Below are 26,032 nucleotides of genomic sequence, written 5' to 3' on the forward strand. Positions count from 1 at the left end.
TTTAGTTTTCGGTCAGGGGGCGGGCTTCGGCTCGCCCCTTGATCATTCCCGGAAGGAGTTCACGATGGTCTCATTCGTTGACCGGGTGACGCTCCATCTGCGCGCCGGAAAGGGCGGCAACGGCTGCGTCTCGGTCCGTCGCGAGAAGTTCAAGCCGCTTGCGGGACCGGATGGCGCGAGTGGCGGCAACGGCGGTGACATCGTTCTCGTCGCCGATCCGCAGGTCACGACCCTGTTGTCGTACCACCACTCACCGCACCGCACGTCGAACAACGGTGCCTTCGGCGCCGGTGACCTGCGCCAGGGCGCGGCCGGCGAAGACGTCGAGCTGCCCGTTCCCGTCGGCACCGTGGTGAAGGATGCCTCGGGCGAGACGCTCATCGACATGGTCGAGCCGGGTATGCGATTCGTCGTCGCACCGGGGGGGATCGGGGGCCTCGGAAACGCGGCCCTTGCCTCGCCGAAGCGCAAGGCGCCCGGTTTCGCGCTGCTCGGCACGCCCGGGTGGGAGGGCGATGTCCTCCTCGAACTCAAGGTCGTCGCCGACGTCGCGCTGGTCGGATTCCCGTCCGCCGGCAAGTCCAGCCTGATCGCCGCGATCTCGGCCGCGCGCCCGAAGATCGCCGACTACCCCTTCACGACGCTCCACCCGAACCTCGGTGTCGTCCAGGCCGGTGACGTGCGGTTCACCGTCGCCGATGTGCCCGGACTGATCGAGGGCGCGAGTGAGGGCCGCGGCCTGGGGCTTCAGTTCCTCCGCCACGTCGAGCGCTGCACCGCGCTCGTGCACGTGCTCGACTGCGCCACGCTCGAGCCCGGACGCGACCCGCTGTCCGACCTCGACGTGATCCTCGCCGAGCTCGCCGCGTATCCCGTACCCGAGGACCAGCTGCCGCTTCTCGAGCGTCCGCAGCTGATCGCCCTGAACAAGATCGACGTGCCCGAGGGTCGCGAGCTCGCCGCGTTCGTGCGGCCCGAGCTCGAGTCGCGGGGCTATCGCGTGTTCGAGATCTCGACGGTCGCCCACGAGGGCCTGCGCGAGCTGACGTTCGCGCTGGGCGAGGTCGTCGCCGAGCACCGTGCAGAACTGGCCGCCAAGCCCGCCCCCGAGCGCATCGTGCTGCGTCCCCGCGGCGACAAGGAGAAGGACTACACGATCCGTGTCGAAGGCGGTACGTACGGCAACATCTACCGCGTGCTGGGCGACAAGCCGGTCCGCTGGGTGCAGCAGACCGACTTCCAGAACGAAGAGGCCGTGGGTTACCTGGCGGATCGCCTCGCCAAGCTGGGCGTCGAGGACGGTCTGGTCCGTGCCGGTGCCGAGCCGGGCTCGACCGTCGTCATCGGCGAGGGCGACGGCGTCGTCTTCGACTGGCAGCCGACGCTCAGTTCCGCCGCCGAACTCATGACCGCGCCGCGTGGCATGGACCCGCGCCTCGACATGAACACCCGCCGGACCACGTCCCAGCGGCGCGAGCGTTATCACGACCAGATGGATGCCAAGGCGGAAGCCCGCGCCGAGTTCGAGGTCCAGCGGCTGGCCGCGGCGGAACGTCGCGAGGTCGAGGGGGACGAGTGACCGCCCTGCACCGCGCCGATATCGCGACAGCGAAGCGCATCGTCGTCAAGGTCGGCTCATCGTCGATCAGCGGTGACCAGGCCGCAACCATCGACGCCATCGTCGCCGCCCTCGCCGAGGTACACACCCGGGGCACGGAGGTCGTGCTGGTTTCGTCCGGTGCCATCGCGACCGCGCTGCCCCTGCTGAGCCTCGAGGGCCGGCCCACGGATCTCGCGACGCAGCAGGCCGCGGCGGCGGTGGGGCAGAACGTGTTGATGTGGCGGTATCAGACGAGCCTCGACCGCTACGGCGTGCTCGCCGGACAGGTTCTGCTGACCGCCGGCGACCTCGAGAACTCCACGCCCCGCTCCAACGCGCGCCGGGCGATGGAGCGGCTGCTGGGCCTGCGCATCCTGCCGATCGTCAACGAGAACGACACCGTCGCGACCCACGAGATCCGCTTCGGCGACAACGACCGTCTCGCGGCACTCGTCGCCGAGCTGATCGGTGCCGATGCGCTCGTTCTGCTGAGCGACATCGAGAACCTGTACACCCGGCCCCCGGGCCAGCCCGGCGCACGGGCTATCGAGCGCGTGACCTTCGGGGATGACCTGAGCGGGTACGAGTTCGGCTCCGTGGTCGTCAACAGCGTCGGCACCGGGGGAGCGGCGACCAAGGTCTCGGCGGCCCGCCTCGCGACCGCTGCCGGTGTCGGGGTGCTCGTCACGAGTGCTGCGCGTGTCGCCGATGCGCTGAGCGGTGCCCCGATCGGCACCTGGTTCGAGCCGGACCCGCGCGCGACCCCCGTCACGCCGACCGGCCCCGTGCGCACCGCGCCCACGAGCGCGACGCTGCCCGCGAGCACCGATGCTCCCGCCGGTAGCGCCGAGCCCGTCGATACACTGGGCTGATGACCAGCACCGCCTCCCGCGCAACGCCGAGCAACCCCGCGGTGGGAGAGTCTCCCGATGCCTGGGGTGCCACGACCGCGCGCGACCGGATGCGTCTGGCGAAGTCGGCCTCCCGCAGCGTCGGGCTCCTCGGCGACGGCGACAAGGCCGGAATGCTGCGGGCCATCGCGCACGCCATCGACGCGGCATCCGATCGGATCATCGCGGCCAACGACGAAGACCTGGCGCGCGGACGTGCGACCGGTCTGTCGGAGTCGCTGCAGGATCGCCTGCGACTGGATGCTGCGCGCGTCGCCGCCCTCGCCGATGCCGTGCGCGCGGTGGCCGAGCTGCCGGACCCCGTCGGTCGCCTGCTCGACGAGCGCGTCCTGCCGAACGGCGTCGTTCTGCAGAAGGTCAGTGTGCCGTTCGGCGTGGTCGGGTCGATCTACGAGGCGCGCCCCAACGTGACCGTCGACATCGCGGCCCTGGCGCTGCGGTCGGGAAACGCCGTCGTGCTCCGCGGCGGGTCGGCGGCCGAGAAGTCCAACGCCGCGCTCGTCGAGATCATGCGGACGGCCCTGGCCGACCGAGGAATCGACGCCGAGGCGATCCAGACCGTCGACGATTTCGGTCGCGAGGGTGCGCGTGAGCTGATGCAGGCACGTGGGCTCGTGGACGTGCTCGTACCCCGGGGCAGTGCGCAGCTGATCGAGACCGTGGTGACCGAGTCATCCGTCCCCGTCATCGAGACGGGCGCGGGCGTCGTGCACATCGTGCTCGACGAATCGGCCCCGCTCGAGTGGGCGCGCGACATCGTGGTGAACGCCAAGGTGCAGCGCCCGAGCGTCTGCAACGCTGTCGAGACGGTCCTGGTCGTCGGGAGCGCCGCCGAGCGCGTGCTGCCGACGGTCGCCGCCGCGCTGCAGCAGCAGGGCGTGACGCTGCACGGCGACGAGCGGACCGCCGCTCTCGTGTCGGATGTCGTTCCCGCGACCGACGAGGACTGGTCGACCGAGTACGGCACCCTCGACGTCTCGATCCGCGTCGTCGACGACCTGAACGAAGCGCTCGCGCACATTCGCGCGTACTCCACGGGACACACGGAATCGATCATCACGGACGACGACGCCAACGCCGAACGATTCCTCGCCGAAGTCGACGCGGCCGTCGTCATGGCCAACGCATCCACGCGATTCACCGACGGCGGCGAGTTCGGGTTCGGCGCCGAGGTCGGCATCTCGACCCAGAAGCTGCATGCACGTGGACCCATGGGCCTGCCCGAGCTGACGAGCACGAAGTGGCTCGCGCGCGGCGCCGGGCAGACCCGCCGATAGTTCTCTAGACTGGGTCTCCACGCCCATACCCGAACGGAGCACGAGAATGACGCTTGTCACGACGATCCTGGCCGCGGCCGAAGAGGGTCACCACGGCAACGTCGCGCTGGAGACGGTGATCTTCTTCGTCATCGCGCTGGCGGTCTTCGCGGCTCTCGCTCTTGTGGTCTTCTCGTACCGCGACGTGGCCAACCGTCACGCGGGCAAGGCGCAGGCCTACGCCCAGAGCCACGGTGCGGCGGTCGAGCACGGGGCGGTCGAGCACGGGACGGCGAGCGGCCACTAGGTCGGGCATGACGACAGACGCAGGGGAGCGGCCCCGAATCGGGGTGATGGGCGGCACGTTCGATCCCATCCATCACGGTCACCTGGTCGCCGCCAGCGAGGTCGCCAGCCATCTGGGTCTCGACGAAGTCGTCTTCGTCCCCACGGGTACGCCCTGGCAGAAGCAGAGGGTCAGCGATAGCGAGCATCGCTACCTGATGACCGTCATCGCGACCGCATCCAACCCGGGATTCACCGTCAGTCGCGTGGATATCGACCGTGCCGGTCCGACGTACACGATCGACACGCTGCGTGATCTGCGGACGCAGCGGCCCGACGCCGATCTTTTTTTCATCACCGGCGCGGACGCGGTAGCGCAGATTCTCAGTTGGAGGGACCATGATGAGCTGTGGAACCTCGCGCACTTCGTCGCCGTGAGTCGCCCCGGACACGTCCTGGACACCGGGGGACTTCCGAGTGAGGTGGTGAGCCAACTCGAGATTCCGGCGCTCGCGATTTCGTCGACGGACTGTCGCGAGCGGGTGCATCGGGGCGACCCGGTGTGGTATCTCGTTCCTGACGGGGTCGTCCAGTACATCAGCAAGCATCATCTCTATCGGAGCAACGCATGAGCACACCCGAGCAGCCGCTGACGCGGAAGAAGCTCCGCGAACTGCACGCCACCGGATCCGTGCCCGTTCAGGGCGAGACGGCCTCCGCAGACGACGAGATCGACGAAGACACGTATGTCGCGGCCACCCCGGCGCCTTCGGCCCCGCTCGCGCGTCCCGCCACCCCCGCTTTCACCCCTCCGGCGCCCATGCCGGACGCGCACGTCGATCTGGGCGTCTCGCCCCTGACCCGCCGTCAGGCGCGCGAGCAAGAACGCATCCGCACCGCTTCGGTGCCGGTCATCACCCCCGACGTCGTCGCCGCTCAGATGCCCGTCTCGGCTCTGGGCGAGCCGACCGCTCCGCGTTACGCGCCGTCCGCGGCGCCCGCGGTTGCCGAATCGGAGGCTTCTGCGACCAAGGCTGCCGAGTCCGAGGTCGAGGGGAAGAAGTCCGGTCGTAAGAAGGCTGACGCCAAGAAGGCGGATGCCGCGAAAGCGGATGCTCAGAAAGACGAGCTCGCCGAGGCATCCGGATCTGTCCGCGACGATGCGTCGAGCGAGAACGCGCGCGGCATCGACGCGGCCCCCGTCGTGACGGTCGACCCGCAGTTCGGCGCCCACCTGTTGAAGGACGACGAGGTTTCGACGAAGCTGCCGGCATCGTTCGACGAGCTCATCGTGCGCAACGCGTCCTCCACGGGCGCGATCGGTGCGTCGAGCGCGCTGATCCTGTCGCAGACGCCGAACATGCCGCCGCTTTCGGGCCCGGTCAACGCGACGGGTGAGGTGCTCATCACGGGCACGTTCCACCTGCCCGACGGCCTCGGATCCGCCGGGGGCGACCCCCGTTCCACCGACGGCAAGGACGTCGACGCCGTGCTGGTCGACGGGGAGCTTCCCGCTTCGTCGTCCCCGACGCCGATCGCCGCCAGTGCCGCGATCAGCACCGTGCGCGGCACGGGCGAGATCATCCGTCCCCCCGCGCCGGAAAAGGGCGGTCGACTCCTTTTCTCCCTGGCGATCACGGCGGGCGTTCTGGCGCTCGCACTCGTGGGCGTCCTCATCCTCGCTTTTGTGAATGGTGCTCTCTGATGACTGCAACCGACCGGGCACGTGAACTCGTGCAGATCGCGTCGGCCGTCGCCGACGCCAAGGGTGGCGAGGATCTGGTAGCCCTGGACGTCTCGGGCCCGCTTCCGCTCGTCGACGCTTTTTTGATCGTCACCGGGCGCAACGAGCGCAACGTGGGTGCGATCGCCGACGCGATCGAAGACCGCATGCACGAGGCCGGCGTCAAGCGCCTGCGTCGGGAGGGTCGCCAGGAGGGGCGCTGGGTGCTGCTGGACTTCGGTGACCTCGTCGTCCATGTCTTCCACGAGCAGGAGCGCGTGTATTACGGGCTCGAGCGCCTGTGGAAGGACTGCCCGGTCATCCCGATCGAGCTTCCGGCCCCGGCCGCCGCGGGCGCCGAGACGGGCGTCTGAACGGCGCTTCGCCGTGACATCCGTCTCGATTCGAGTGGGCGCTCCGGATGTAGTAATCTAGCGGGGTTGCCCTCGCTCGTTCGGGGCGATGTTTGGGCCTGTGGCGCAGCTGGTAGCGCACCTGCATGGCATGCAGGGGGTCAGGGGTTCGAGTCCCCTCAGGTCCACCGAAAGAACCCTCGATACGTCGGGGGTTCTTGCTTGTTAGCACGTCGGCGCGGGGCGGACCGCCTGGGCGAGCCGTCTCGGGCGCCACGATCGGGTCGTCCAGTATGCGCCTGCTTGCGTCACGCATCCGACGGGGGTTACTATCGCGGCTCACGCGTGCCCGCGTGCGGTAGTTTTCCAGGCCTCGGTCGCAACCCACCGACGGTTGCGGCTTCCCGTCTCACAGAGGGGCTGTGCACGCGCTCATGGCACCGTTCACCCACTTCCACCCGCAGGGAACCCATCCGTCCGCAGCGACCGTGCTGGCGCAGAGGCAGGCGCGCATGGCCCTGCCGTTCAGCGATGAGCGCGATTTCGAGGAGGCGACGCGTGGCTTCATCGCGAAACCCGAGGCCACGCGCATCATGGCCGAGGCGGGCAACGTCGCGTGGGATTTCGGCGCATATTCTTTTCTGACCGAGTCCGAAGAGTTCGACAGCATCCATCCTTCGCTGCAGCGACAGGCCGTGCTCAACGCGAATTACGGGCTGTTCGAGGTCGTGCCCGATCGGATCTGGCAGGTGCGCGGATTCGATCTCGCCAATATCAGCTTCGTCCGCGGAGACACGGGCTGGATCGTGATCGACCCCTTGACGACGAAGGAGACTGCCGCGGCCGCCTTGGCGCTCGTCACCGAGCACTTGGGCGAACGCCCCGTCGTCGCTGTGATCTTCTCGCACTCGCACGGCGATCACTTCGGGGGAGTGCGGGGAGTGGTCGACGAAGAAGACGTCGCGAGCGGCGCCGCTCAGGTGATCGCACCAGCGGGCTTCCTCGAACACGCCGTCGCCGAGAACGTATACGCCGGCAACGCCATGTCACGGCGACTGTTCTACCAGTACGGCGCGCTGTTGGCCGCGAGTCCATTCGGGCATGTCGACCAGGCCATCGGAAAGAGGATCGCCGCCGGGTCGATCGGGCTCATCGCACCGACCGTCTCGATCGTCGACGACTTCGAGGAGCTCGTCGTCGACGGCGTGCGGATGGTCTTCCAGAACACCCCCGGCACGGAGGCTCCGGCCGAGATGAACACCTGGTTCCCGGACTTCAAGGCATTCTGGGCGGCCGAGAACATCACGGCGACGATCCACAACATCTACACGCTGCGCGGTGCGCTCGTGCGCGATGCCCTCGAGTGGTCCCGGCAGATCAACGCCGCGCTCTACCGGTTCGGAACAGAGGCAGAGGTGATGTTCGCCTCCCACAGCTGGCCACGGTGGGGCAACGATCGGATCCAGGAAGTCATGCGCGCGCAACGAGACACGTACGCGCACCTGAACAACGCTGTGCTCCATTACGCAAACCAGGGCGTCACCGTCAACGAGATCCACAACGTCTACCGGGTTCCCGATTCTCTCCAGCAGCAGTGGGCCGCCCGCAGCTATCACGGGTCGGTGCAGCACAATGCCCGTGCCGTCGTGAACCGCTACCTCGGCTATTGGGATGCGAACCCGACGACGCTCATCCCCCTCTCGCCGAAGGACTCCGCCCCGCTCTACGTCGAGCTCATGGGAGGCGCGTCGCCGATCCTCGAGAAGGGTCGGCAGCTGATCGCCTCTGGCGACTACCTGCTGGCTACGGAGATCCTGAACAAGCTCGTCTATGCCCACCCGGACAACGACGATGCACGCATGCTGTTGGCCGAGGCCTTCGAGCAGATCGGGTACCAGCAGGAAAGCCCCAGCGTCCGGAACAGCTTCCTCGCGGGCGCGCTCGAACTGCGCTCGGGGCTTCCGGCGGGTGTCACGCCGACGGCGACGGGACCGGACCTGGTCAGGGCGCTCACCACCGTTCAGTTCCTCGATTTCCTCGCGATCCGTCTCGACCCGACGAAGGCCGAGACGCTCTCATTCGTTGCGAATCTGATCACACCCGACACCGATCAGCACTTCGTCGTGGAACTGTCGAACGGCGCTCTCACGACGTTGGAGGGCGGACGGGCGGAGAATCCAGACCTCACGATCACGATCGACCGTGCCGACCTCGAACTCGCGATGACGGGGGAGACGACCCTCGGAGCGCTGCTGGCAGGTCGGCATGCGCGCGTCGACGGTGACATCGACATCCTGAAGCGGCTGAGTGAGCTTCTCGTCGAGTTCCCGCTGGGGTTCGAGATTCTGCCGGGAACAGTCGGGGCCGTGCCGGTTCCGGGGCGCTGAGAACGGAAGACGTCGCGGACTCGAGCGATGTCGTGTCGCTCATCCGTCCGGCTGTGGCGATCGTCGCTTCGGGCGGGGCCGTTCGCGCTAGCGTCGGGCTGTGACGATCCTCTCGAACGACGCCGTGACCCAGTTCGCCGTGCTCGACGCGCTGTTGGCGGGGGCATACGAGACGGGGATGCCGGTGGCCGATGCGCTCCGCGCCGGCGACGTCGGGATCGGATGCTGCGACCGCCTCGGCGGCGAGGTGGTGATCGTCGACGGGCGGGCGTACGAGTGCACCGTCGACGGCCCGCCGACGCAGATGGCCGAGTCGGACATCCTGCCGTTCGTCGACGTCGCGCCATTCTCGGACGCGCCGTCATCGGCGGTCGAGAACCTCGATCTGGCGGCGTTGAGCTCGTGCGTAGAAGGGCTCCTGCTGAGTCGGAACCTTTTCCATGCCGTGCGGGTGGACGGGGTGATGGCCGCGGTGCGCGTGCGGGTGACACCGCGGCAGCACCATCCGTTACCGCCTCTGACCGCGGTCACCCGCGAGCAGGTCGAGACGGTGCTGACCGATCGGGCCGGAACGCTGATCGGATTCTGGGCACCACGGATCTACCAGGGCATCGCCGTCGCGGGACTGCACCTGCACTTCTTGGCCGCCGACCGACTCGCGGGCGGGCACGTGCTGGATGTCACGATCGGCTCCGGTGACCTGCGGATGCGCGCCTTCGCGCGGCTCGACCTGCACCTGCCGGTGGACGACCTGTTCTTGCGCACCGAGCTGACCCACGACGCCGACCACCGGATCGTGGCGATCGAGGGTGGCGCCGGCGGCTGAGGCCGGGCCGCGCCGCGCCGCGCCGCGAACGGACGCGACATGCCGTTCCCTGGGCGTGTGGAACGGCGAGTCGCGCCCGTTCGGCGCGTCGTCTCGCCGCGGTCGCTCAACGCCCGTGTGGTGCGTTTCGCGTCAGACGGCGACGGTGCGGTCGAGCGGCGCGAGTGCCAGGATGCCCGAACGCGCCAACTCGATGGCTGCCGAGACCGCGCCGGTCGACACGATGTCACCGCCCAGCTGCGAAGCGACCAACTCGGGCGGCGGAATGTGCAGGGCGTCGGACAGGCGGGCACGTGCGGCGACGAGCACGTCCGCGACTCCGGCAGAAACGGCGCCCGAGATCACGATCATCCGTGGGTCGAGAAGGCTCGCGAAGACGCCGGTGACCTGCGCGAGCATCTGGCCGACGCGGTCCACGATCGCCAGGGCGAATGCGTCGCCTTCCGCGGCGAGTTCGAACACGAGACGCCCGGAGATGTCGTCGACGGGTACCGCCGCCAACGGATGCTGCGGCGGCAGTTCGCCCGCGGCGATGGCCTCGCGAGCCCACTGTGCGGCGCGATAGCCGAGGCCCCATGCGCCACCCACACCCGAGACCTGATCGAACGCGATCATCTCGCCCACGCCGCCGTGCGCGCCCCGTAAGAGCCGCCCGTCCACGACGACTCCGGCGCCGAGCCGCTCGCCGGCGAGAAGCGTCACGTAGTCGCGGCACCCGCGGGCCACTCCGATGCTGCCCTCGGCCACCGCGGCGAGAGAGGCGTCGTTCTCGACGCGAACGAGCGGTACCCAGGCGCCGAACATGTCTTTCAGGTCCGGGTTCATGCGTTGCCAGAAACCCTCGTGATGTGTGGGGGAGATGCCCTCGGCGTCCACGGGCGCCGGCACTCCGGCGCACAGCGCGATCACATCGGAACGATCGCGACCGGCGACCGCGAGCGCGGCGTCGACAGCCCTGGCCATGATGGCGCGGCGCCCGGCGACCGAGTCATCGTCCAGGGTGAGGTGCTCACGGGCCAGGACCTCGCCGCTCAGGTCGGAGACGGTGGTCGTCGCGTGGGCGCGTCCTGCGTCGAGGCCGACGACGATCCCGGCGTCGGCACAGAACTCGAAGCGGCGCGCGGGGCGACCCTTGCTGTAGTCGCCGACTTCGCGGGCGTTCGGCAACTCTCGAATGAGGCCGCGTTCGACGAGCTCATCGAGCGCGTCGATGGTCGTCGAACGGGTGAGCCCGACCGCCGGCATCGCCTCGCCCGCGGTGAAGATCCCCGCGTCCCAGGCGTAGTCGAGCAGCGCGTCGAGGCTCGCGCGGCGAGGCGCGGAGATTCGCTCAGGCGGGTGAGGCAAGGGTCTTGACCTTTCGGGTGCTTCCCTGCATTATGGTCCACGTCGAGTTGATTCGATAGATAAATCTAATCGGTCTACAAAATATGTGTACAGAGACGTACGACCGCCCACGGGCGGGAGAAGGGACGATGACGTGCCGAGACTACGATCACGGGTGCTGCGCCTGACGGCCGCCGCGCTGGGAGCCGCGTTATTGGGCGGGACACTCGCGGGCTGCTCGTCGGGCGGGCCGACCGAGATCCGTTTCCACCTGAGCAAGCCCGAGGCGATCCCGTACTTTCGTGAGTTGATCGCCGAGTACAACTCGTCGCAGGATGACGTGCGTGTCGTGTTCGACACATCCTCGAACCTCCAGGCGGGCTTCCTCCGCGGCAATCCGCCCGACCTCGGCCTGCTGAACTACAACATGGAGATGTCGCGCTTCATGGAGCGCGGTGCGCTGAGCGATCTGAGCGACATGCCGGAGGCGGACCGGATCCTGCCCGAGGTGCAGGACCTCGTCGATCAGTACGCGACCTATCCCGGACGCACGAGCGTGCTGCCGTACTCGGTGATGGCGGCATCCGTCATCTACAACGTCGACATCTTCGAGCAGCAGGGCCTCGAGGTGCCGCAGACCTGGGATGAACTCATCGCGGTCTGCGACCAGTTGCAGGCTGCGGGGATCACCCCGTTCTACGGCACCTTCAAGGACCCGTGGACCGTCGCGCAGGGATGGTTCGACTACACCGTCGGCGGCACGGTCGATGTCGCCGAGTTCTACGACGAGATGAACGAACTCGGCACCGAGGTCGGTCCGGATTCGCCCGTCTCGTTCGAGCGCACGCTGCTCGAACCCGTAGACCGCATGACCATGCTGGCCGAGACATATACCAACCCGGATGCCGCGAGCCGCGGCTACGGCGACGGCAACCTCGCCTTCGCGCAGGGTCAGGCCGCGATGTACCTACAGGGCCCGTGGGCGTTCGGCGAGATCGCCAAGACGTCGCCGGACCTCAAACTCGGCACCTTCCCGCTCCCCATGACGGATGATCCGGAAGACCTCGAGGTTCGGGTGAACATCGATCTGGCCGCGTGGATCCCCGAGGCGTCTCGCCACCAGGAAGAGGCCCGCGGATTCCTGTCGTACCTCTTTCAGAAGGACGTGATGGACGCGTACAACGCCGCCCAGCTCGGCTACGGGACGACGACGGATGCTGCGCCCGTGACGGACCCGCGAATCGTGGGCATGAAGGAGTTCTACGACGAGGCGCGCTTCTACCAGGGCGCCTCCAAGGCGATCCCGCTGACCATCCCGACCGAGAACTACATGCAGGGCATCGTGACGGGCGGCAGCGCCGAACGCACCCTGCGGGTCATGGATGCCGACTGGGCGCGTCTCGCTCTGCGTCAGTAGCCCGACACTTCACGCGAGACCCAACGAAGGGAAGCGACACACATCATGGCCACGACAACGGCGACATTGATCACGCCGAAGACTCGCGGGCGCACCGCCGCGCCCGCGCTCACCAGGAAGCGGCGCAAGGTCGAGGGGATCTACTACGTCTTCCTGCTGCCGAGCCTCATCCTGTTCACCCTCGCGATCACGGTGCCGGCAGTCATCGGAATCTTCTTCAGCTTCACCAACTCGATCGGGTTCGGCGACTGGGAGTTCATCGGCCTGATCAACTACATCGCGCTCTTCTCCGACCCCGCGATCCTGCAGAGCTATCTGTTCACCTTCGGCTTCGCGGCGGTGACGGTGCTCGCCGTCAACGTGCTCGCGTTCCTGCTGGCGGTGGGGCTGACCTCGCGCATCCGATTCAAGACGGCGCTCCGAACGGTCTTCGTCATCCCGATGGTGATCTCGGGAATCGTCATCGCGTTCGTCTTCAACTTCCTGTTCTCGAACTCGGTTCCGGCCCTCGGGCAGGCCGTGGGAGTCGGATGGCTCAGCGAGAGCATCCTCGCGAACCCCGACCTGGCCTGGGTTGCGATCGTGATCGTGACCGCGTGGCAGGCGATCCCGGGAACGCTGCTGATCTACATCGCCGGACTCCTCTCCATTCCCGGCGACGTATACGAGGCCGCCGAGCTCGACGGGGCGGGGAAACGTCAGCAACTGCTGCGCATCACGCTGCCGCTCGTCGCGGGCTACGTCGTGATCAATGTGATCCTCGGCTTCAAGAACTTCCTGAACGCCTACGACATCATCGTCGGCCTGACCAACGGCGGTCCCGGCACCTCCACCCGCAGCATCGCCATGACGATCGTGACGGGCTTCACCGGCGGCGACTATGCCTACCAGATGGCGAACGCGACGATCTTCTTCGTCATCGTCGTCGTGATCTCGCTCATCCAGCTGCGGCTGACGCGCGGAAGGAACGTGTTCTGATGACAGTCCAACCAGCCCTCATCGCCGAGGACATCGACGCCGAACGGACGCTCGCGGGCGACGCTCCGCGCAAGACCGGCCGGGGCCGATCCGCGATGGAGCGCGTCAACTGGTCGACCACGATCATCCTTCTGCTGTGCACCGTCACGGTGCTCATCCCGCTGTACGTCACCCTGTCGATGGCGTTCAAGACGCAGTCGCAGGCCGTGGATGGCAACGCCTTCTCGCTGCCGAGTCCCTTCAGCATCGAAGGGTTCGTCACGGCCTGGAACCTGACCAACTTCCCGCTGGCCTTCACCGTCTCGGTGCTCATCACGGCGGGAACCGTCGTCGGCACCATCGTGTTGGCCGCATGGGCATCGTTCGCCATCTCTCGGAACTGGGATCGCAAGCTGTTCCGCTACTCGTTCTACTACCTGCTCGCCGCGATGTTCCTGCCGTTCCCGGTCGTGGCGCTACCGCAGATCCAGCTGACGGGACTGCTCGGCCTAGACAACCCGGCCGGCGTTGCGATCCTGCACATCATGTTCCAGCTGAGCTTCAGCATCCTGCTCTTCACGGCATTCCTGCGCTCGATTCCGGCCGAGCTGGAAGAGAGTGCACGGATCGACGGCGCCTCGACGTGGCAGACGTTCTGGCGGCTGATCTTTCCGCTGCTCGCGCCGATGAGCGCTACGGTCGGCATCTTCGCGTTCCTGGCCTCGTGGAACGACTTCATGATGCCGTCGCTGATCATCTCGGATCCCGGGTTGCAGACTCTCCCGGTCGTGCAGAGCATCTTCCAGACCCAGTTCAGCAACAACTACAACGTGTCGTTCGCGTCGTACCTGATGGCCATGGCACCCGCGATCGTCGTATACCTCTTCACCCAGCGATGGGTGATGGAGGGTGTGACCCAGGGCGCCGTCAAGGGCTGAGGCCCGTGTCGCGCGCATACTGCACAACCGCATGACCGCCCCCGAAGAAAGGACTCGCTCTCTGATGAGTCACGCAGTCTCCCCGGCCCCCGAAATCCGTCGAACGGCGTCAGCCGAGGCCGCGCCCTGGTGGCGCCAGGCGGTCGTGTACCAGGTGTACCCACGGAGCTTCGCGGATCTGGATGGGAATGGGCTCGGTGACATCGCGGGGATCACCTCCCGCGTCGACTACCTCGACGAACTCGGGATCGATGCCGTGTGGTTGAGCCCGTTCTATCCGTCGGCGCTGGCGGACGGCGGGTACGACGTCGCGGACTACCGGGACGTGGATCCCAAACTCGGGACTCTCGAGGACTTCGACCACATGGTGGCGGCGTTGCACGAGCGGGGCATCCGGGTCGTCGTGGACATCGTGCCGAACCACACGTCCGATCTGCACGAGTGGTTCCAGGAAGCGCTGCTCGCGGAGCCCGGGTCGCCCGCCCGAGATCGCTACATCTTCCGTGAGGGGACGGGACCGGATGGCTCGCTCCCGCCAAGCGATTGGGTCTCGGCCTTCGGCGGATCCGCCTGGGAACGAGTACCCGACGGTCAGTGGTACCTGCACCATTTCGCGGTCGAGCAGCCTGATCTGAACTGGGCGAACCCCGAGGTGCGCGCCGACTTCGTGCGGACCCTGCGATTCTGGTCCGACCGCGGTGTCGACGGATTCCGTATCGACGTTGCGCACATGCTCACGAAGGACCTCGCGGACGTGCTGCCCACGCAGGCCGAGCTCGACGCCATGCCCCGTGATGGACAGCACCCCACGATCGACCGCGACGACGTGCACGAGGTGTATGCCGAGTGGCGGGCCGTGTTCGATTCGTACGACCCTCCGCGTACGGCCGTCGCGGAAGCGTGGGTCGACCGATCGCGCGTGCCGCTCTACGCCAGCTCGGAGAGCCTGGGACAGGCATTCAACTTCGACCTGCTCGAGGCCGACTTCGACGCGTCGCAGTTTCGCGAGATCGTGACCGCGAACCTCGAGCTGGCGCAGTCGTCGGGGTCGTCCAGCACCTGGGTGCTGTCGAACCACGACGTCGTGCGCCACGCAACCCGATACGGTCTCCCCGACGCCGAGCGAGGCGCCGATGGCCGTCCCGCGCGCAAGCACGGCCAGGAGTGGCTTCTCTCCGGGGGCACCGACCCGAAGCTCGACCGTGAACGCGGGGAGAGACGCGCGCGGGCGGCGACGCTGTTCGTCCTCGGTCTTCCGGGATCCGCATACCTGTACCAGGGCGAAGAGCTCGGCCTGCACGAGGTCGCCGAGATCGAGGACGGGCAGCGCCAGGACCCGACATTCTTCCGGAGCCCCGGTGCCGACCTCGGACGGGACGGATGCCGGGTGCCGCTGCCCTGGGAGGCATCCGGTCCGTCATTCGGTTTCGGCGCGGGCGAAGCGCACCTGCCGCAGCCGGCGTGGATGGGGGAGTACGCGGTCGAGCGCCAGGACGATGATCCCGACTCGACACTCGCTCTGTACCGTCGGGCCCTCGCCGTGCGCGCACGTGTTCAGGCGGACGAGGGCCTCGAGTGGATCGAGACCGGGCGGCCCGATGTACTCCGGTTCGCGCGGCCGAACGGGTGGCAGGTCGTGACGAACTTCGGGGATGCACCCCACGCGCTGGACGCGGCCGGGTCGTCGGTCGTCCTTTCGAGCGATCCGGGCGCGGCGCCGGGTGTGGTCCCGCCCGCATCCACCGTGTGGTTGGCGCCGTAGCACCACGTTGGGCCCGGCGTCGCGCGCCGAACGGTCGCGACACGCCGTTCCAGCAACATGTGGAACGGCGTGTCGCGACGTCTCGCGCCCGGAGGGGAGGGCGCGCGGGTCAGCCGGCGACGATGCCCTGCCAGATGCCCGCCGCCCAGCCGAGCTGAGCCGGGCCGCATCCGCCGGCCGCCTGCGTCGCACCGCGCGTGGCGGCCATGCAATTCGCGAGCAGTTCGGGGTTCTTGTTGAACAGCGTCTGGTACGACGGCGATGCGGTCATCTGCTTCCACACCCGGAACTGGTACTGGTGCGCCAGCTCGTGCGTCATGCCCCAGACCTTGGTCACGTACGGCCAGTTCGCCACCGCCGACGACACCATGATGGTCCCGCCGCTGCTCGCGCAGGCCGGGGCCGTCACGCCGCCGCAGTTGCCGTCGTACTCGACCAGGGCGTAACCGCCACCGCCGACGTTGTTCAGGATGGCGCGCATCTCGGCGAACCAGCCGCCGCCGCCCCCGCCACCGCCACCGCCCCCGGTCGACGGGGCAGAGCCCGATCCTCGGGCGATGGGCGCGGAGTATGAGCGCGCCGCGGCCGCGGCCGCCTTGCGACGCTGTTCGGCCTCGTACGCGTTGACCTTCGCGTCCACCTCGCTCGTCGCGCGCTGCACGGCCGCGGTCGGTTCGACGTAGGTTTCGGGCTCAGCGGGGGCCGCGGCGACCGTGGCCTGCGCATCGAGCGCGGCCTGGCGCTGCGAGCCCACGTCGACCTTGTTCGCGGCCTTGTCCAGCGCCGTCCGCAGGGCGCCGACCGCCTCGACGAAGGCGACTCGCGCCGTGCCCGCTTCGGCGAGGACGGATGCCTCGGCGTTCTCGCCGTCGATCGTGGTGCGCAGGTCGGTCAAGGACGATTCGGCATCGTCGATCTTCGTCTCGAGCGCGAGCACCCGTGACTCGCGGGCATCGGCCACGGTGTTGAGTTCCGCGACCTTGATCGTCCCCATCGTGATGGTGAAGACCGCGATTCCCGAAACGACGATCAGGGTCCATGACGAGGCCCTCACTGAAGAAAACCTTCCGTCGAGTCCAGTGCGGCGCGGGCGTCGTCGTTCTTGGCCTGGCGTTCTGCCGCGCGTGTGGTGAGCTCGTCGACCTGGTCGAGGTGGTTCTGCAGGCGCAACTGGAGCAGGGTGATCCGCCCATCGAGTTCGACGACCCGTGCCTCGGCGCGCGTCTGCGCGGTGACACCGACCCCGAACGCCGCAAGCGTGCAGACGACGGCGACGGCCGTCAGGAGGGCGACGAGTCGACGCCCCCGTGCGCGCCGACGTTCGCGATCGTGCGGGCGTGTCGACACGGACGGCTGCGCTTCGCGCATGTCCTTCGTCTGTTGGAACACGATTCCCCTTTTTCGTGATCTCTGCCTGCCCCTGATTCACCGGATTGCGCCGGTCAAAGCTCCCCGGTCGGGAGTCTAGGTCGGACCCTCGTGCGAATCGCGGAGGCGCGGCGGTGCACTCGTGACGTATATTCGGCGCGCTTCCGCGTCAACCGCGGGGCGTTCCGCGAGGATTTCGAGGTGGCGAGAAGTTCCGTTCAACGTGCGCTCGGCGTCGTCGTATTGACGGCTGTCGTGACCGCGATGCTGGGTGTCGCCGTCGTGGCTTTGTTACCCCCGATCTGGGTAGCGGCGACGACGCTCGTCGCGGAAGACGACACGACGACGACGATCCGTGCCGAGCAGGCCGAAGCATCCGTTCCCGTGCCCGCGGGATGGGCGATGCGGCCCACATTCGCCGACGAGTCACGCGTGACGCTCACGAGTCCGGACGGGCTGATGCAGGTCGATCTGACGCTGCGCGACGGGGGCGACCCGGTGGTCGCGCTGGGCGACATCGCGCCGCGCCCGCTCGATGCGCTCAGCCGCGAAACGACGGTCGCGGGTCAGGAACTGGTGCACGCGAACACACAGGACGGTGAACTCGTTGTGGGGGTGGTCGTCTCCGGAAATGCGCTGCTGACCTTCGTGTCGGGCCCGCGCGCGGGCTACGACGCCGAGCTCGCCGAACTTCTCGCACAGATCGACGTGACGTCCTGATGGCGCGCAGGGTTCTGGCGGCGGTGCTCGTCGCCGTGGGGGTCGTCGGATTGTCGGCATGCGCGCCCGATACCGATCCGTCGTGGACGCCGGCGCAGTGGCCGGTCGTGGGACGGATGCTGACGGCACCACCACCGCCGGTCGACCCCGCCGGTATCGCCCTGGCACCGCAGCGAATCCGGAACGACTCCGTCCGCGTGGAAGCGCGCTGGGCGTACCTGCCCGGGTCGCAGCCGCTGAACGATGCGGTCGAGGCGACGGTGCGTGCCGCGATCGGCGAACAATCCACCGCGTCCGGGGTCGGCTACGAACCACAGGTCTTCGGTGTCGAGGCGGCGCTGCGTGAGCGTGGGTGTGTAGCGGGGGTTACTGCACTGCCCGCCGCAGACCTGCTCGGGGCGGCGACCGACTCGCACACCGTCGTCGTCTGTGAGATCGTGCACGCCGCGGGATCGACGTTCGGAGAGCGCCTGCGTGTCGTTCGCGGTTCCGCCGCGGCGGTCGAGTCCGACCAGATCGTCACCCTCTATGCGGATGTCGCGACCGGCGCGGTCGGCGACGGTGCTTCGTTGATCGGCCAGAACGACCTGCTCTGGGAGGACGTCGTGTCGGTCGCGCGCCGTGCCGCGGGCGGCCTCAGCCTGAGCCAGGTTTCTCCGCCGTCGGACGAGCAGCGAGCGGCTCTGAGCAGGGCGCTCCAAGATGCGTCGTTCGTCGACGGCGAGCTGGTCGTTCCGCTGCCGGTCGGGTTCACGGCGCCCGAGCTCGAGGGGCTCGCGGGTTGGCAGACGCCCGACCCCGAGCATCCGGTGTGGGTCTCGCTGCCCCGAACGTCCTACGATCCCGCGCTCACGGAGTTCGGGCGTGTCATCGCCGATGCGCAGGGTGCCTTCGCGGGCCCGACGACCGCCGGAGCAGCATTCGACCGGACATCGTGCGATCTCGTGCCGTGCATGGCCCTGACGATGGATGACGGACCGAGCGGACTGACCGATGGCATCCTCGACGCGCTTCGGGACCGGCACTCGGCGGCCACCTTCTTCATGCTCGGTCGCAACGCGCAGAATCGGCCCGACACCGTGCGACGGGTTTCGGCCGAGGGCCACCAGATCGGCAACCACACCTGGAACCACCCCGACCTGACGACGCTCTCGGACGAGCGGATCGCATCCGAGCTGCGGTCGACGGCGGATCTGCTGCGTTCGCTGTCGGGTCAGGCCGTCTCGACCTTCCGTCCGCCGTATGGTGCGCTGAACGAACGTGTGCTCGGCGTCGCAGGCATGCCCGCGATCCTGTGGAGCGTCGACACGCGTGACTGGGCGGGCCCGTCCGATGCCGACCTGCTCGCGTACTCGGTGAGCGCGCCGCGGATCGGCACGATCATGCTCATGCACGACATTCAGGAGGGCACGTCACGCATCATGCCGCAGCTCCTGGACGGTCTGCTCGATCGCGGTTTCAGCCTCGTGACCCTGTCGAAGCTGTTCGACGGCCAGATTCCCGGCGGAATCGTCCGCTACGCCCCCTGATCCCGTGGCTCAGGAGGCGGGTTCCGGGCGCTACGGTGAACACGTGAGTTCTGCCCCGCGTTGTCCGCACTGTCGCCACTTCGTCTTTCTCGGCACGCTCGTGTGTCCCAACTGCGAGGGCGAGCTGGGTTTCAACCTGCTCGACCGCTCGTTCTACGGCATCCGTCAGGGTCGCACCGTGATCGAGGGCGTGACCTGGTACACCTGCTCGAACCGGGGGTGGGGTTGCAACTGGTTGGTGCGCGAGGATGCGCCGGCGGGAAAGTGCTTCTCGTGTCGACTCACCCGCCGCCAACCCGACAGCAACGACACGATCGCCCTCGAGAAGCTCGGCAAGACCGAGGAGGCGAAGCGGCGGCTGATCCTGCAACTCGGCGAGCTCGGTCTGCCGATCGTGCCGTGGGATCTGCGTCCGGGCGGACTCGGCTTCGACCTCGTCTCGAGCCTGTCGACGGGGGAGCGCGTCGTGATCGGCCATGCCAATGGCATCATCACGATCGATCTGGCCGAGAGTCTCGACGACCGCCGCGAGGCGCTGCGGGTGCGGCTGGGCGAGCCGTATCGCACGATGCTCGGGCACTTGCGGCACGAGGTCGGGCACTACTTCCAGAACGTGCTTCTGCAGAGCGACGAAGCCTGGGACCGTTGCCGGGCCCTGTTCGGCGATGAGCGCGCAAGCTATCAGGACGCGATCGCACGCCACTACTCGCGCGGGGCGCCCGAGGGGTGGAGCGCGTCGTTCATCTCGGAGTACGCCACGATGCATCCGTGGGAGGACTTCGCCGAGACCTTCGCGCATTACCTGCACATCACCGGAACTCTGCAGACGGCCGCGGCGATCGGCATCCATCTGGATGCGGACGTCACCAACCGCGACACCGATGTCGTGCCGCTCGAGAGCTATCGGGATGAGCCGATCCAGCGCCTGCTGACCGACTGGGACTGGATGAGTCAAGCGTTCAACCGGATCAACCGGTCGATGGGTTCGGCCGACCTCTACCCGTTCGAGCTGGTCGGTCCCGTGCGCCACAAGCTGGCGTTCGTGCACGACATCGTCACGAAGACGCCGCTGACGCTCCCCGAGCAGATCGCACTGGCCCTGCCCCGCGGCACCGAGCGCACCTGATCCAGGTCCGGTCGGATTCGTCGTCGATCAGGGATATTTCGGCGGCTGACACCACAGCACGATCAGCGCGATCCCGCCGAAGGGCAGCAGCGCCAGGAAGATCCAGGCCCAGTGCAACCCCGCGTCGCGCAGGCGTCGTACCGAGAGCGCCAGGGTCGGCAGCAGGATGCCGAGGCCCCAGACGAAGAACCCGAGCCCCGCGAGATAGCCCAGGATCGGGACGATGCTCAGGAACACGAGCCCGATCGTCACGAGCGCAGAGAACAGCGTGAAGTACCAGAACTCGGCGCGCGTGGCGCGTCCCTCGAACATCGCGTAGCGCGAGAAGACGGCGCGGATGGCGTCGCCCATGCCACGCACGAGCGGCCGGGTGTCGACCGGCGATCGCCACACACCGACGGGCGGGGGCGTGTAGCCGGAGCCGAGCTGGCCGCCCGTGCCGGGCACGAGTGGGCGGTATGCGGGCGGGGGCGATGCGGGTGCTGTCCGAGCCAGTGCGTATGGCGCTGCGACGACCGGAGCGGAGGACGGCGAGGACTCCGCGTGCAGCAGCGCGAGCGGTTGCGCGCCGGGGGCGGCGGGTGAGGGTGAGGTCTGGTTCGACCATGAGACCCCATCCCACCAGCGTCGCTGGCGAGCGTTGGAGGGGTCGGGATACCAGCCTGCGGGCGGCGGGGGTGAAACGGACATGGAGCTCCCGATTCGGTGGAGATGTATCGACTATTCAACAGCACCGCGTGGAGCGTTTCCGCCGCGCCTAAGCTGGACGGGTGAGGCACTGGCGCAGGGCCGTTTCCGCCGTGGGCGCGGTGATCGTGGTGATCGCGATGGCGGGCGTGGCGCCATCCGCCTCTGCCGTCGTCGCGCCCGCTTCCTCGGCGGCCGCGGCGTCGGCAGCCGATGATCCCTCCGCCGCGATCCGCGTCGTCGCGGGGGACGATGCTGCCCGGGCCGAACGCGCGGCCGCCCTCGTCGCCGCGATGACTCCACGCCAGAAGGCCGGTGCCGTCGTGATGGGACACGTGCCTTCGACCGATCCCGCCACCGTTCGCGCGTACATGGAGCAGACGGGTGCGGGTGGGTTCATCGTGATGGGAGCGAACGTGGCCGGTTCGGAGTCCGCTCTGCGCGCGCTCGCACAGTCGGCCACGCTCGATCCTGCGCTGCCCGCGCTGGTGGCCGTGGACCAAGAGGGCGGTGACGTGCGCCGCTTGAAGTGGGATGAGTTTCCGTCGTCGCTCACGCTCAAGTCCGCGCCAGCGGAGGCCACGGCGGTCGCGTTCTCGGGGCGGGGTTCGCTCGTCGAGCGCGCCGGCATCGACGTCAACTTCGGGATCGTGGCGGACTACACCGACGACCCCGGGTCGTTCATCTATCGCCGGTCGCTCGGAACGGATGCTGCGGCCGCAGCACCGCGCGTCGCCGCTGCTGTAGCGGGCGAGACGCCCTTCGTCGACTCGACGCTCAAGCACTTTCCGGGCCACGGTGCGGCGCCGGGGGATTCGCACCGCACCATTCCGTCGACCGACATGTCACTCGACGCATGGCGCGCGGGGGAGGCACTGCCGTTCCGGGCCGGCATCGACGCGGGCGCTCAGTTGGTGATGTTCGGGCACCTCGCCTACACATCGGTCGATGCGTCACCGGCCTCTCTGTCGGTTGCATGGCACGACATTCTGCGCGACGAGCTGGGCTTCACCGGGGTCGCGATAACGGACGACATGGCGATGCTCGAGGCATCCGGAATCGCGGCGTACCGGGACCCGGTGGCGAACGCCGTCGCGGCCCTCGTTGCCGGGAACGACATGGTGCTGGGCGTGGCGTACTCGTCGGTGGACCGTGCGAACGCGGTGATCGACGGAATCGTGGATGCCGTGGCATCCGGCACTCTGTCGTCCGAGCGACTGGACGAGGCCGCGACGCGCGTCGTGGCGCTGCGTCTCGCTTCCGCGACGCAGGGCGCCCTGCCGTGCTCGGATTGCTGAGCGGTTCGCTTGAGTGAGGACCGCGAGCGCGGGGGCGGCTTGCTGCGGACGCTCGATGCTCACGGTGTGGGTGGGCACGTTGCGCTGCGCTGCGCTGCGCTCGCTCGACGAGCACGGGGTGCGTGGGTCCGTTTTGATGGGCTCGGCGACCCGCGTGGTCAGAACGGGATGAGGTCGAGCGGGTCGAACTGCAGCTCGTCGAGTGCGAGCTCGACGTCGAAGTCCACATCGACCTCGTCGGGTGTCGCTCTGACCGCATCGAGGACGGGGTCGTCGGGTATTTCGTGTTCGGGGTCGGGGGCGAATTCGATGGTGCTGATGGGTGTGTCGGTGTAGACGCGTCCGGTGGGGCTGGTCCATTCGAGTACCCCGCCGGGGAGTTGTTTGACGGTCCAGGCGGTGTTGTGTTTGAGCGTGTGGTGCCGTTCGCAGAGGTGGGCGAGGTTGTGTTCGCGGGTCACCCCGCCGTGGGCGTGGTCGAGGGTGTGGTCGATGTCGCAGCGTTTGGCGGGTGTGCGGCAGCCGGGGAACCGGCAGTGTTGGTCTCGGACGGTGAGGTGTCTGCGTTGGTCGTGGTTGGGTCGGTATCGGTCGACGGCGAGGACCTGGCCGGAGATGGGGTGGGTGAGGATCCGGTCCCATCCGGGTGCTCCGGCGGTGAGCATGCACGCCGTTTGTGGGTCGATGGGGGAGTGTCCGACGAGGAACGCGGTTTCGTAGGGGTCGGTGATGCGTTTCTCGATCAGCGACATGACGGGGACGGTGATCTGAGCGGTGGCGCGGATCGCGCCGAGGTCGGTGGGTCTGCCGTCGTGCGTGGTGGGAGCGGCGGTGAGGAGCGGGCCCTGACCCCAGTTCTTGGACACGCTGAATCCAGCATTTTGCTGGGGAAGCGAGATGATCAGAATCATGGTTAGGAAGAACTACTCCGACGGGTTCCGGCGGCAGGCCGTGGACTTGTACGAGTCCACTCCCGGGGCGACGGTGCGTGGCATCGCCGCTGATCTCGGGATCGAGCGCGGCACGTTGCGGCTGTGGCTGGAGCGGCACGGGACGGGCCGGAAGACGGCTGCGGACGGCACCGCCGCGCGCAGCCCGTTCAAGGCGTCGGCGACCTCGCCGACGGCGGATGCGGGGGCGGATGAGACGCCCGCGCAGCGCATCGCACGCCTGGAGGGGCGGGTCGCGCAGCTGGAGGTCGAGCAGGTCAAGCTCGTCACCGAGCGTGAGATCCTGCGGCAGGCGGCCAAGTATTTCGCGGGGGAGACGAACTGGTGAACCGCTTCCAGTTCGTTGAGGACCTCTCAGCCACCTACCCGGTGAAGCGGTTGTGTCAGCTCGTCGAGATCACGAGGTCCTCGTTCTACGCATGGCGGGCCGGCGCCGCCGCCCGGCGGGCGCGCGCCGCGGAGGACGACGTTCTGGCGGGGCGGATCCGCGCCGTCCACGAAGGCGACAACACGATGGGCGCGCCACGGATCACCGCCGAGCTCAATGACGGCGCCGCGCCGTCCGAGCGGGTCAACCGCAAGCGGGTCGCCCGCGTGATGCGAGACAACGAGATCCACGGGTACCAGCGCAAGCGGCGGGTGCGCACCACCGTCCCCGAGCCGTCGGGACAGGTCGTCCCCGACCTGCTGAAACGGGACTTCACCGCCGAGGCGCCGAACCAGCGGTATGTCGGCGACATCACCTATCTGCCGCTGGCTGACGGGCAGAACCTGTATCTGGCGACCGTGATCGACTGCTGCTCGAGACGGCTGGCCGGGTGGGCGGTCGCGGACCACATGCGCAACGAGCTCGTCGAAGATGCGCTGCGTTCGGCGAGGCTGACCCGCGGCAGGCTGACCGGGTCCGTGTTCCACTCGGACCACGGATCGGTCTACACCTCCAAGGCCTACGCGGGACTGTGCAAGCGGCTCGGCGTGACACAGTCCATGGGCGCGGTGGGCACGAGCGCTGACAATGCCCTCGCGGAGGCGTTCAACGCGACGCTCAAGCGCGAGGTCCTGCAAGACCGGGCCGTGTTCGCCGACGAGGCCTCCTGCCGTCGCGAGGTGTTCCGGTGGCTCGTGCGCTACAACAACACCCGCCGCCACTCCTACCTCGGCTACATCGCGCCCGTCGCATTCCGAAGCCGAACTCACCGCCGCTACGCTACCGATAGCGGCATAATCCCACCCCGTGTCCAAGAACCGGGGGCAAGGCCCAGCAGGTCGCCGAGGATGTCGGCACGGATCTGGTCCGTCGTGCGCAGGTCCGCCGTGTCGGTAGCTTCGCCATCCGTCTGAGCCTGTGTCTGCGCGGCCGTGTCTGTGTTGGACTCTCTCATGCCATCGGGCTCAACCCGGCGGGCGTCGATGACGGTGCGGGCCATTTCGCTGAGCCGGTCGTGCACGCCGTGCGCGACCACGGCGGGGAGAAGCGCGCGAAGCTCGGCCATGCCGTCGTCGACATCGGTGACCCAGACGGCGCGGTCTTCGACCGCGCGGCGGTGGCGTTGCTCGAACGTGGTTTCCGCATACCACTCCGCCCGCCGCTTCGCGAGCGGTGTCAGCCGCGTCGCGGACTGGGCGCACGCGATGTGCAACACGTCTTGTTCGAACTCGGCCCGCATCCCGGGGGTTTCGATGATGGCCCCGGCGGTGACGATCGCCCGGACGTGCGCGGCCGAGATGAGCCCCGCAGCCAAAGCGTCGAGGGTTCCCGCGTAGTCGGTGACGAGTGTTGCGGCGTCGCTCATCTGGCGTTGCACGGTGCGGTCACTGACCCGCCACGCCGCACCGATCTCCGCCGCGACCGACCGGTACGGGAACCCCGCATCCGACCCGACCCGCCCGTACTCCGCCTCGTCGGTCCAGTCCGAAGCGATCGTGTCCGACTCGGCCAGCAGGCGTGCTTCTTCCGCATCGAGGCGCGCCTTCGCGGCCCGCACCTCGATCAGTTTCGGCAACAATGCGTTCATCCGCTCATCAGCCCGAAGTCGGGCAATCAGTGCGGTTTCGGTCATGCATCCATCATCCGACCAACCACCGACATCCCCACCCCGAAAAGCACGCCGACCAGCCCTTCCCAGATGAGAAGAACATGAGAAAACCGACCCTTCTGAGTGTGTGCTCAGGCCGCACAGCCCGAGCGAGCCAGATCATCCCGCGCTGACAGATGCGAAGTGCTCGACCACCGGGAAGGGGTCGTAGAAGTGATGCAGCAGGGCTTTCCACGACTCGTATTCGCGAGACATCCGAAAGCCCTCTGTGTGCGCCTCGACCGAGTCCCACTCGATCAGGAGCAGATAGAGACTCGGGGATTCGATCGACCGCGACAGGGACACGGAACGGCAGCCCGGTTGGTTCGCAACGACAGGCCGCGCCTCTGCAAACGCCGCCTCGAAGTCAGCCTCGGTACCGGCGCGGACGGGAAGGATGGCGTGCTCGAGTATCACGGGGCCAGCTTCGCATGCCGTCGACCCGTCACGAACCGCTCGATCCGGACGACGGATGCAGCGGTTCGTGACAGGTCGACGGGCCGAGGTGGCGCTGGGCGGAGGTGCCCGTTGTCGGCGA

General features: G+C 68.1%; 24 protein-coding genes, 1 tRNA gene and 1 pseudogene. 19 read left to right on the forward strand and 7 right to left on the reverse strand.

What is annotated here, in order from left to right:
* The first annotated feature begins 64 nt into the window (after positions 1-64).
* From obgE to budA, 10 genes are all read left to right on the forward strand, one after another.
* Complete coding sequence (obgE, locus tag C2868_RS05730; protein ID WP_100810963.1) at positions 65-1,579, forward strand: GTPase ObgE; 1,515 nt, start codon at positions 65-67, stop codon at positions 1,577-1,579.
* Positions 1,576-2,472 (forward strand): glutamate 5-kinase, encoded by an 897-nt coding sequence (gene proB / locus C2868_RS05735; protein ID WP_100810962.1) that lies wholly within the window; start codon positions 1,576-1,578, stop codon positions 2,470-2,472. The genes obgE and proB overlap by 4 nt, the downstream gene beginning before the upstream one ends.
* A complete protein-coding gene (locus tag C2868_RS05740) occupies positions 2,472-3,788 on the forward strand; it encodes a glutamate-5-semialdehyde dehydrogenase (RefSeq protein WP_100810961.1) in 1,317 nt (438 codons plus the stop codon). Before proB ends, C2868_RS05740 begins: the two co-directional genes overlap by 1 nt.
* A 46-nt stretch (positions 3,789-3,834) precedes the next feature.
* The gene (locus C2868_RS05745) at positions 3,835-4,074 is read left to right on the forward strand and encodes a hypothetical protein (protein WP_100810960.1); all 240 of its coding nucleotides are present in this window, start codon (positions 3,835-3,837) and stop codon (positions 4,072-4,074) included.
* A gap of 7 nt (positions 4,075-4,081) precedes the next feature.
* Positions 4,082-4,684 carry a nicotinate-nucleotide adenylyltransferase gene (gene nadD, locus C2868_RS05750; protein ID WP_100810959.1) on the forward strand — a complete coding sequence of 201 codons (603 nt, stop codon included), beginning with the start codon at positions 4,082-4,084 and terminating at the stop codon, positions 4,682-4,684.
* Positions 4,681-5,757: a hypothetical protein gene (locus C2868_RS05755; RefSeq protein WP_100810958.1), complete on the forward strand. Its 1,077-nt coding sequence runs from the start codon at positions 4,681-4,683 to the stop codon at positions 5,755-5,757. The genes nadD and C2868_RS05755 overlap by 4 nt, the downstream gene beginning before the upstream one ends.
* Positions 5,757-6,149, forward strand: coding sequence for a ribosome silencing factor (gene rsfS, locus C2868_RS05760; protein ID WP_100810957.1), 393 nt, complete (start codon positions 5,757-5,759; stop codon positions 6,147-6,149). The genes C2868_RS05755 and rsfS overlap by 1 nt, the downstream gene beginning before the upstream one ends.
* Before the next feature lie 94 nt (positions 6,150-6,243).
* Positions 6,244-6,316: transfer RNA gene (locus C2868_RS05765), tRNA-Ala, on the forward strand.
* Between the two features lie 246 nt (positions 6,317-6,562).
* Entirely contained in the window at positions 6,563-8,515 is a 1,953-nt protein-coding gene (locus C2868_RS05770; protein WP_100811360.1) for an alkyl/aryl-sulfatase, read from the forward strand.
* Between the two features lie 100 nt (positions 8,516-8,615).
* On the forward strand, positions 8,616-9,341 hold the full coding sequence (budA, locus tag C2868_RS05775) for an acetolactate decarboxylase (protein WP_100810956.1): 726 nt from the start codon (positions 8,616-8,618) through the stop codon (positions 9,339-9,341).
* Between the two features lie 132 nt (positions 9,342-9,473).
* On the opposite strand, the gene C2868_RS05780 is transcribed toward budA, so the two are convergent.
* On the reverse strand, positions 9,474-10,688 hold the full coding sequence (locus tag C2868_RS05780) for an ROK family protein (protein ID WP_232711187.1): 1,215 nt from the start codon (positions 10,686-10,688) through the stop codon (positions 9,474-9,476).
* 133 nt (positions 10,689-10,821) lie between these two features.
* Between C2868_RS05780 and C2868_RS05785 the strand changes: the two genes are divergently transcribed.
* The 4 genes from C2868_RS05785 to C2868_RS05800 all read left to right on the forward strand — a co-directional run bounded on the left by C2868_RS05785 (position 10,822) and on the right by C2868_RS05800 (position 15,741).
* Complete coding sequence (locus tag C2868_RS05785; protein ID WP_232711186.1) at positions 10,822-12,084, forward strand: ABC transporter substrate-binding protein; 1,263 nt, start codon at positions 10,822-10,824, stop codon at positions 12,082-12,084.
* Positions 12,085-12,129: 45 nt separating this feature from the next.
* Positions 12,130-13,062, forward strand: a complete 933-nt coding sequence (locus tag C2868_RS05790) for a carbohydrate ABC transporter permease (protein ID WP_100810955.1) — start codon at positions 12,130-12,132, stop codon at positions 13,060-13,062.
* Positions 13,062-13,979, forward strand: coding sequence for a carbohydrate ABC transporter permease (locus C2868_RS05795; RefSeq protein ID WP_181003353.1), 918 nt, complete (start codon positions 13,062-13,064; stop codon positions 13,977-13,979). Before C2868_RS05790 ends, C2868_RS05795 begins: the two co-directional genes overlap by 1 nt.
* Before the next feature lie 64 nt (positions 13,980-14,043).
* Complete coding sequence (locus tag C2868_RS05800) at positions 14,044-15,741, forward strand: glycoside hydrolase family 13 protein (RefSeq protein WP_100810954.1); 1,698 nt, start codon at positions 14,044-14,046, stop codon at positions 15,739-15,741.
* A gap of 109 nt (positions 15,742-15,850) precedes the next feature.
* Here the strand turns inward: C2868_RS05800 and C2868_RS05805 are convergent, their stop codons facing one another.
* Together C2868_RS05805 and C2868_RS05810 are read right to left on the reverse strand one after the other, a co-directional pair.
* On the reverse strand, positions 15,851-16,795 hold the full coding sequence (locus tag C2868_RS05805) for a hypothetical protein (RefSeq protein WP_103663036.1): 945 nt from the start codon (positions 16,793-16,795) through the stop codon (positions 15,851-15,853).
* The gene (locus C2868_RS05810) at positions 16,792-17,130 is read right to left on the reverse strand and encodes a hypothetical protein (RefSeq protein ID WP_100810952.1); all 339 of its coding nucleotides are present in this window, start codon (positions 17,128-17,130) and stop codon (positions 16,792-16,794) included. The genes C2868_RS05805 and C2868_RS05810 overlap by 4 nt, the downstream gene beginning before the upstream one ends.
* Positions 17,131-17,310: 180 nt before the next feature.
* On the opposite strand from C2868_RS05810, the gene C2868_RS05815 reads away from it, so the two are divergent.
* Genes C2868_RS05815 through C2868_RS05825 form a run of 3 tightly spaced genes read left to right on the forward strand, consistent with a single transcriptional unit; the run spans position 17,311 to position 20,484 of the window.
* The gene (locus tag C2868_RS05815; RefSeq protein ID WP_146048008.1) at positions 17,311-17,829 is read left to right on the forward strand and encodes a hypothetical protein; all 519 of its coding nucleotides are present in this window, start codon (positions 17,311-17,313) and stop codon (positions 17,827-17,829) included.
* Positions 17,829-19,358 (forward strand): polysaccharide deacetylase family protein, encoded by a 1,530-nt coding sequence (locus C2868_RS05820; RefSeq protein ID WP_100810950.1) that lies wholly within the window; start codon positions 17,829-17,831, stop codon positions 19,356-19,358. Before C2868_RS05815 ends, C2868_RS05820 begins: the two co-directional genes overlap by 1 nt.
* Before the next feature lie 43 nt (positions 19,359-19,401).
* Positions 19,402-20,484 (forward strand): putative zinc-binding metallopeptidase, encoded by a 1,083-nt coding sequence (locus C2868_RS05825; protein WP_100810949.1) that lies wholly within the window; start codon positions 19,402-19,404, stop codon positions 20,482-20,484.
* 27 nt (positions 20,485-20,511) lie between these two features.
* Here C2868_RS05825 and C2868_RS17670 read toward each other — a convergent pair whose 3' ends face one another.
* Positions 20,512-21,174 (reverse strand): DUF805 domain-containing protein, encoded by a 663-nt coding sequence (locus C2868_RS17670; protein ID WP_100810948.1) that lies wholly within the window; start codon positions 21,172-21,174, stop codon positions 20,512-20,514.
* A gap of 80 nt (positions 21,175-21,254) precedes the next feature.
* Here C2868_RS17670 and C2868_RS05835 point away from each other — a divergent pair, with 80 nt between their 5' ends.
* On the forward strand, positions 21,255-22,469 hold the full coding sequence (locus C2868_RS05835; RefSeq protein WP_232711185.1) for a glycoside hydrolase family 3 N-terminal domain-containing protein: 1,215 nt from the start codon (positions 21,255-21,257) through the stop codon (positions 22,467-22,469).
* Positions 22,470-22,627: 158 nt separating this feature from the next.
* On the opposite strand, the gene C2868_RS05840 is transcribed toward C2868_RS05835, so the two are convergent.
* Positions 22,628-23,335: an HNH endonuclease signature motif containing protein gene (locus C2868_RS05840; protein ID WP_146048009.1), complete on the reverse strand. Its 708-nt coding sequence runs from the start codon at positions 23,333-23,335 to the stop codon at positions 22,628-22,630.
* A gap of 43 nt (positions 23,336-23,378) precedes the next feature.
* On the opposite strand from C2868_RS05840, the pseudogene C2868_RS05845 reads away from it, so the two are divergent.
* Positions 23,379-24,610 (forward strand): annotated as a pseudogene (locus tag C2868_RS05845) (IS3 family transposase); the annotation flags it as partial.
* A gap of 11 nt (positions 24,611-24,621) precedes the next feature.
* Here C2868_RS05845 and C2868_RS05850 read toward each other — a convergent pair.
* Together C2868_RS05850 and C2868_RS05855 are read right to left on the reverse strand one after the other, a co-directional pair.
* Entirely contained in the window at positions 24,622-25,479 is an 858-nt protein-coding gene (locus C2868_RS05850) for a DUF222 domain-containing protein (RefSeq protein WP_103663038.1), read from the reverse strand.
* A 135-nt stretch (positions 25,480-25,614) separates the two neighbouring features.
* On the reverse strand, positions 25,615-25,911 hold the full coding sequence (locus C2868_RS05855) for an antibiotic biosynthesis monooxygenase (RefSeq protein ID WP_103663039.1): 297 nt from the start codon (positions 25,909-25,911) through the stop codon (positions 25,615-25,617).
* Positions 25,912-26,032 lie beyond the last annotated feature (121 nt).

The sequence above is a fragment of the Microbacterium sp. CJ77 genome (assembly GCF_002911615.1).
Lineage (GTDB): Bacteria > Actinomycetota > Actinomycetes > Actinomycetales > Microbacteriaceae > Microbacterium.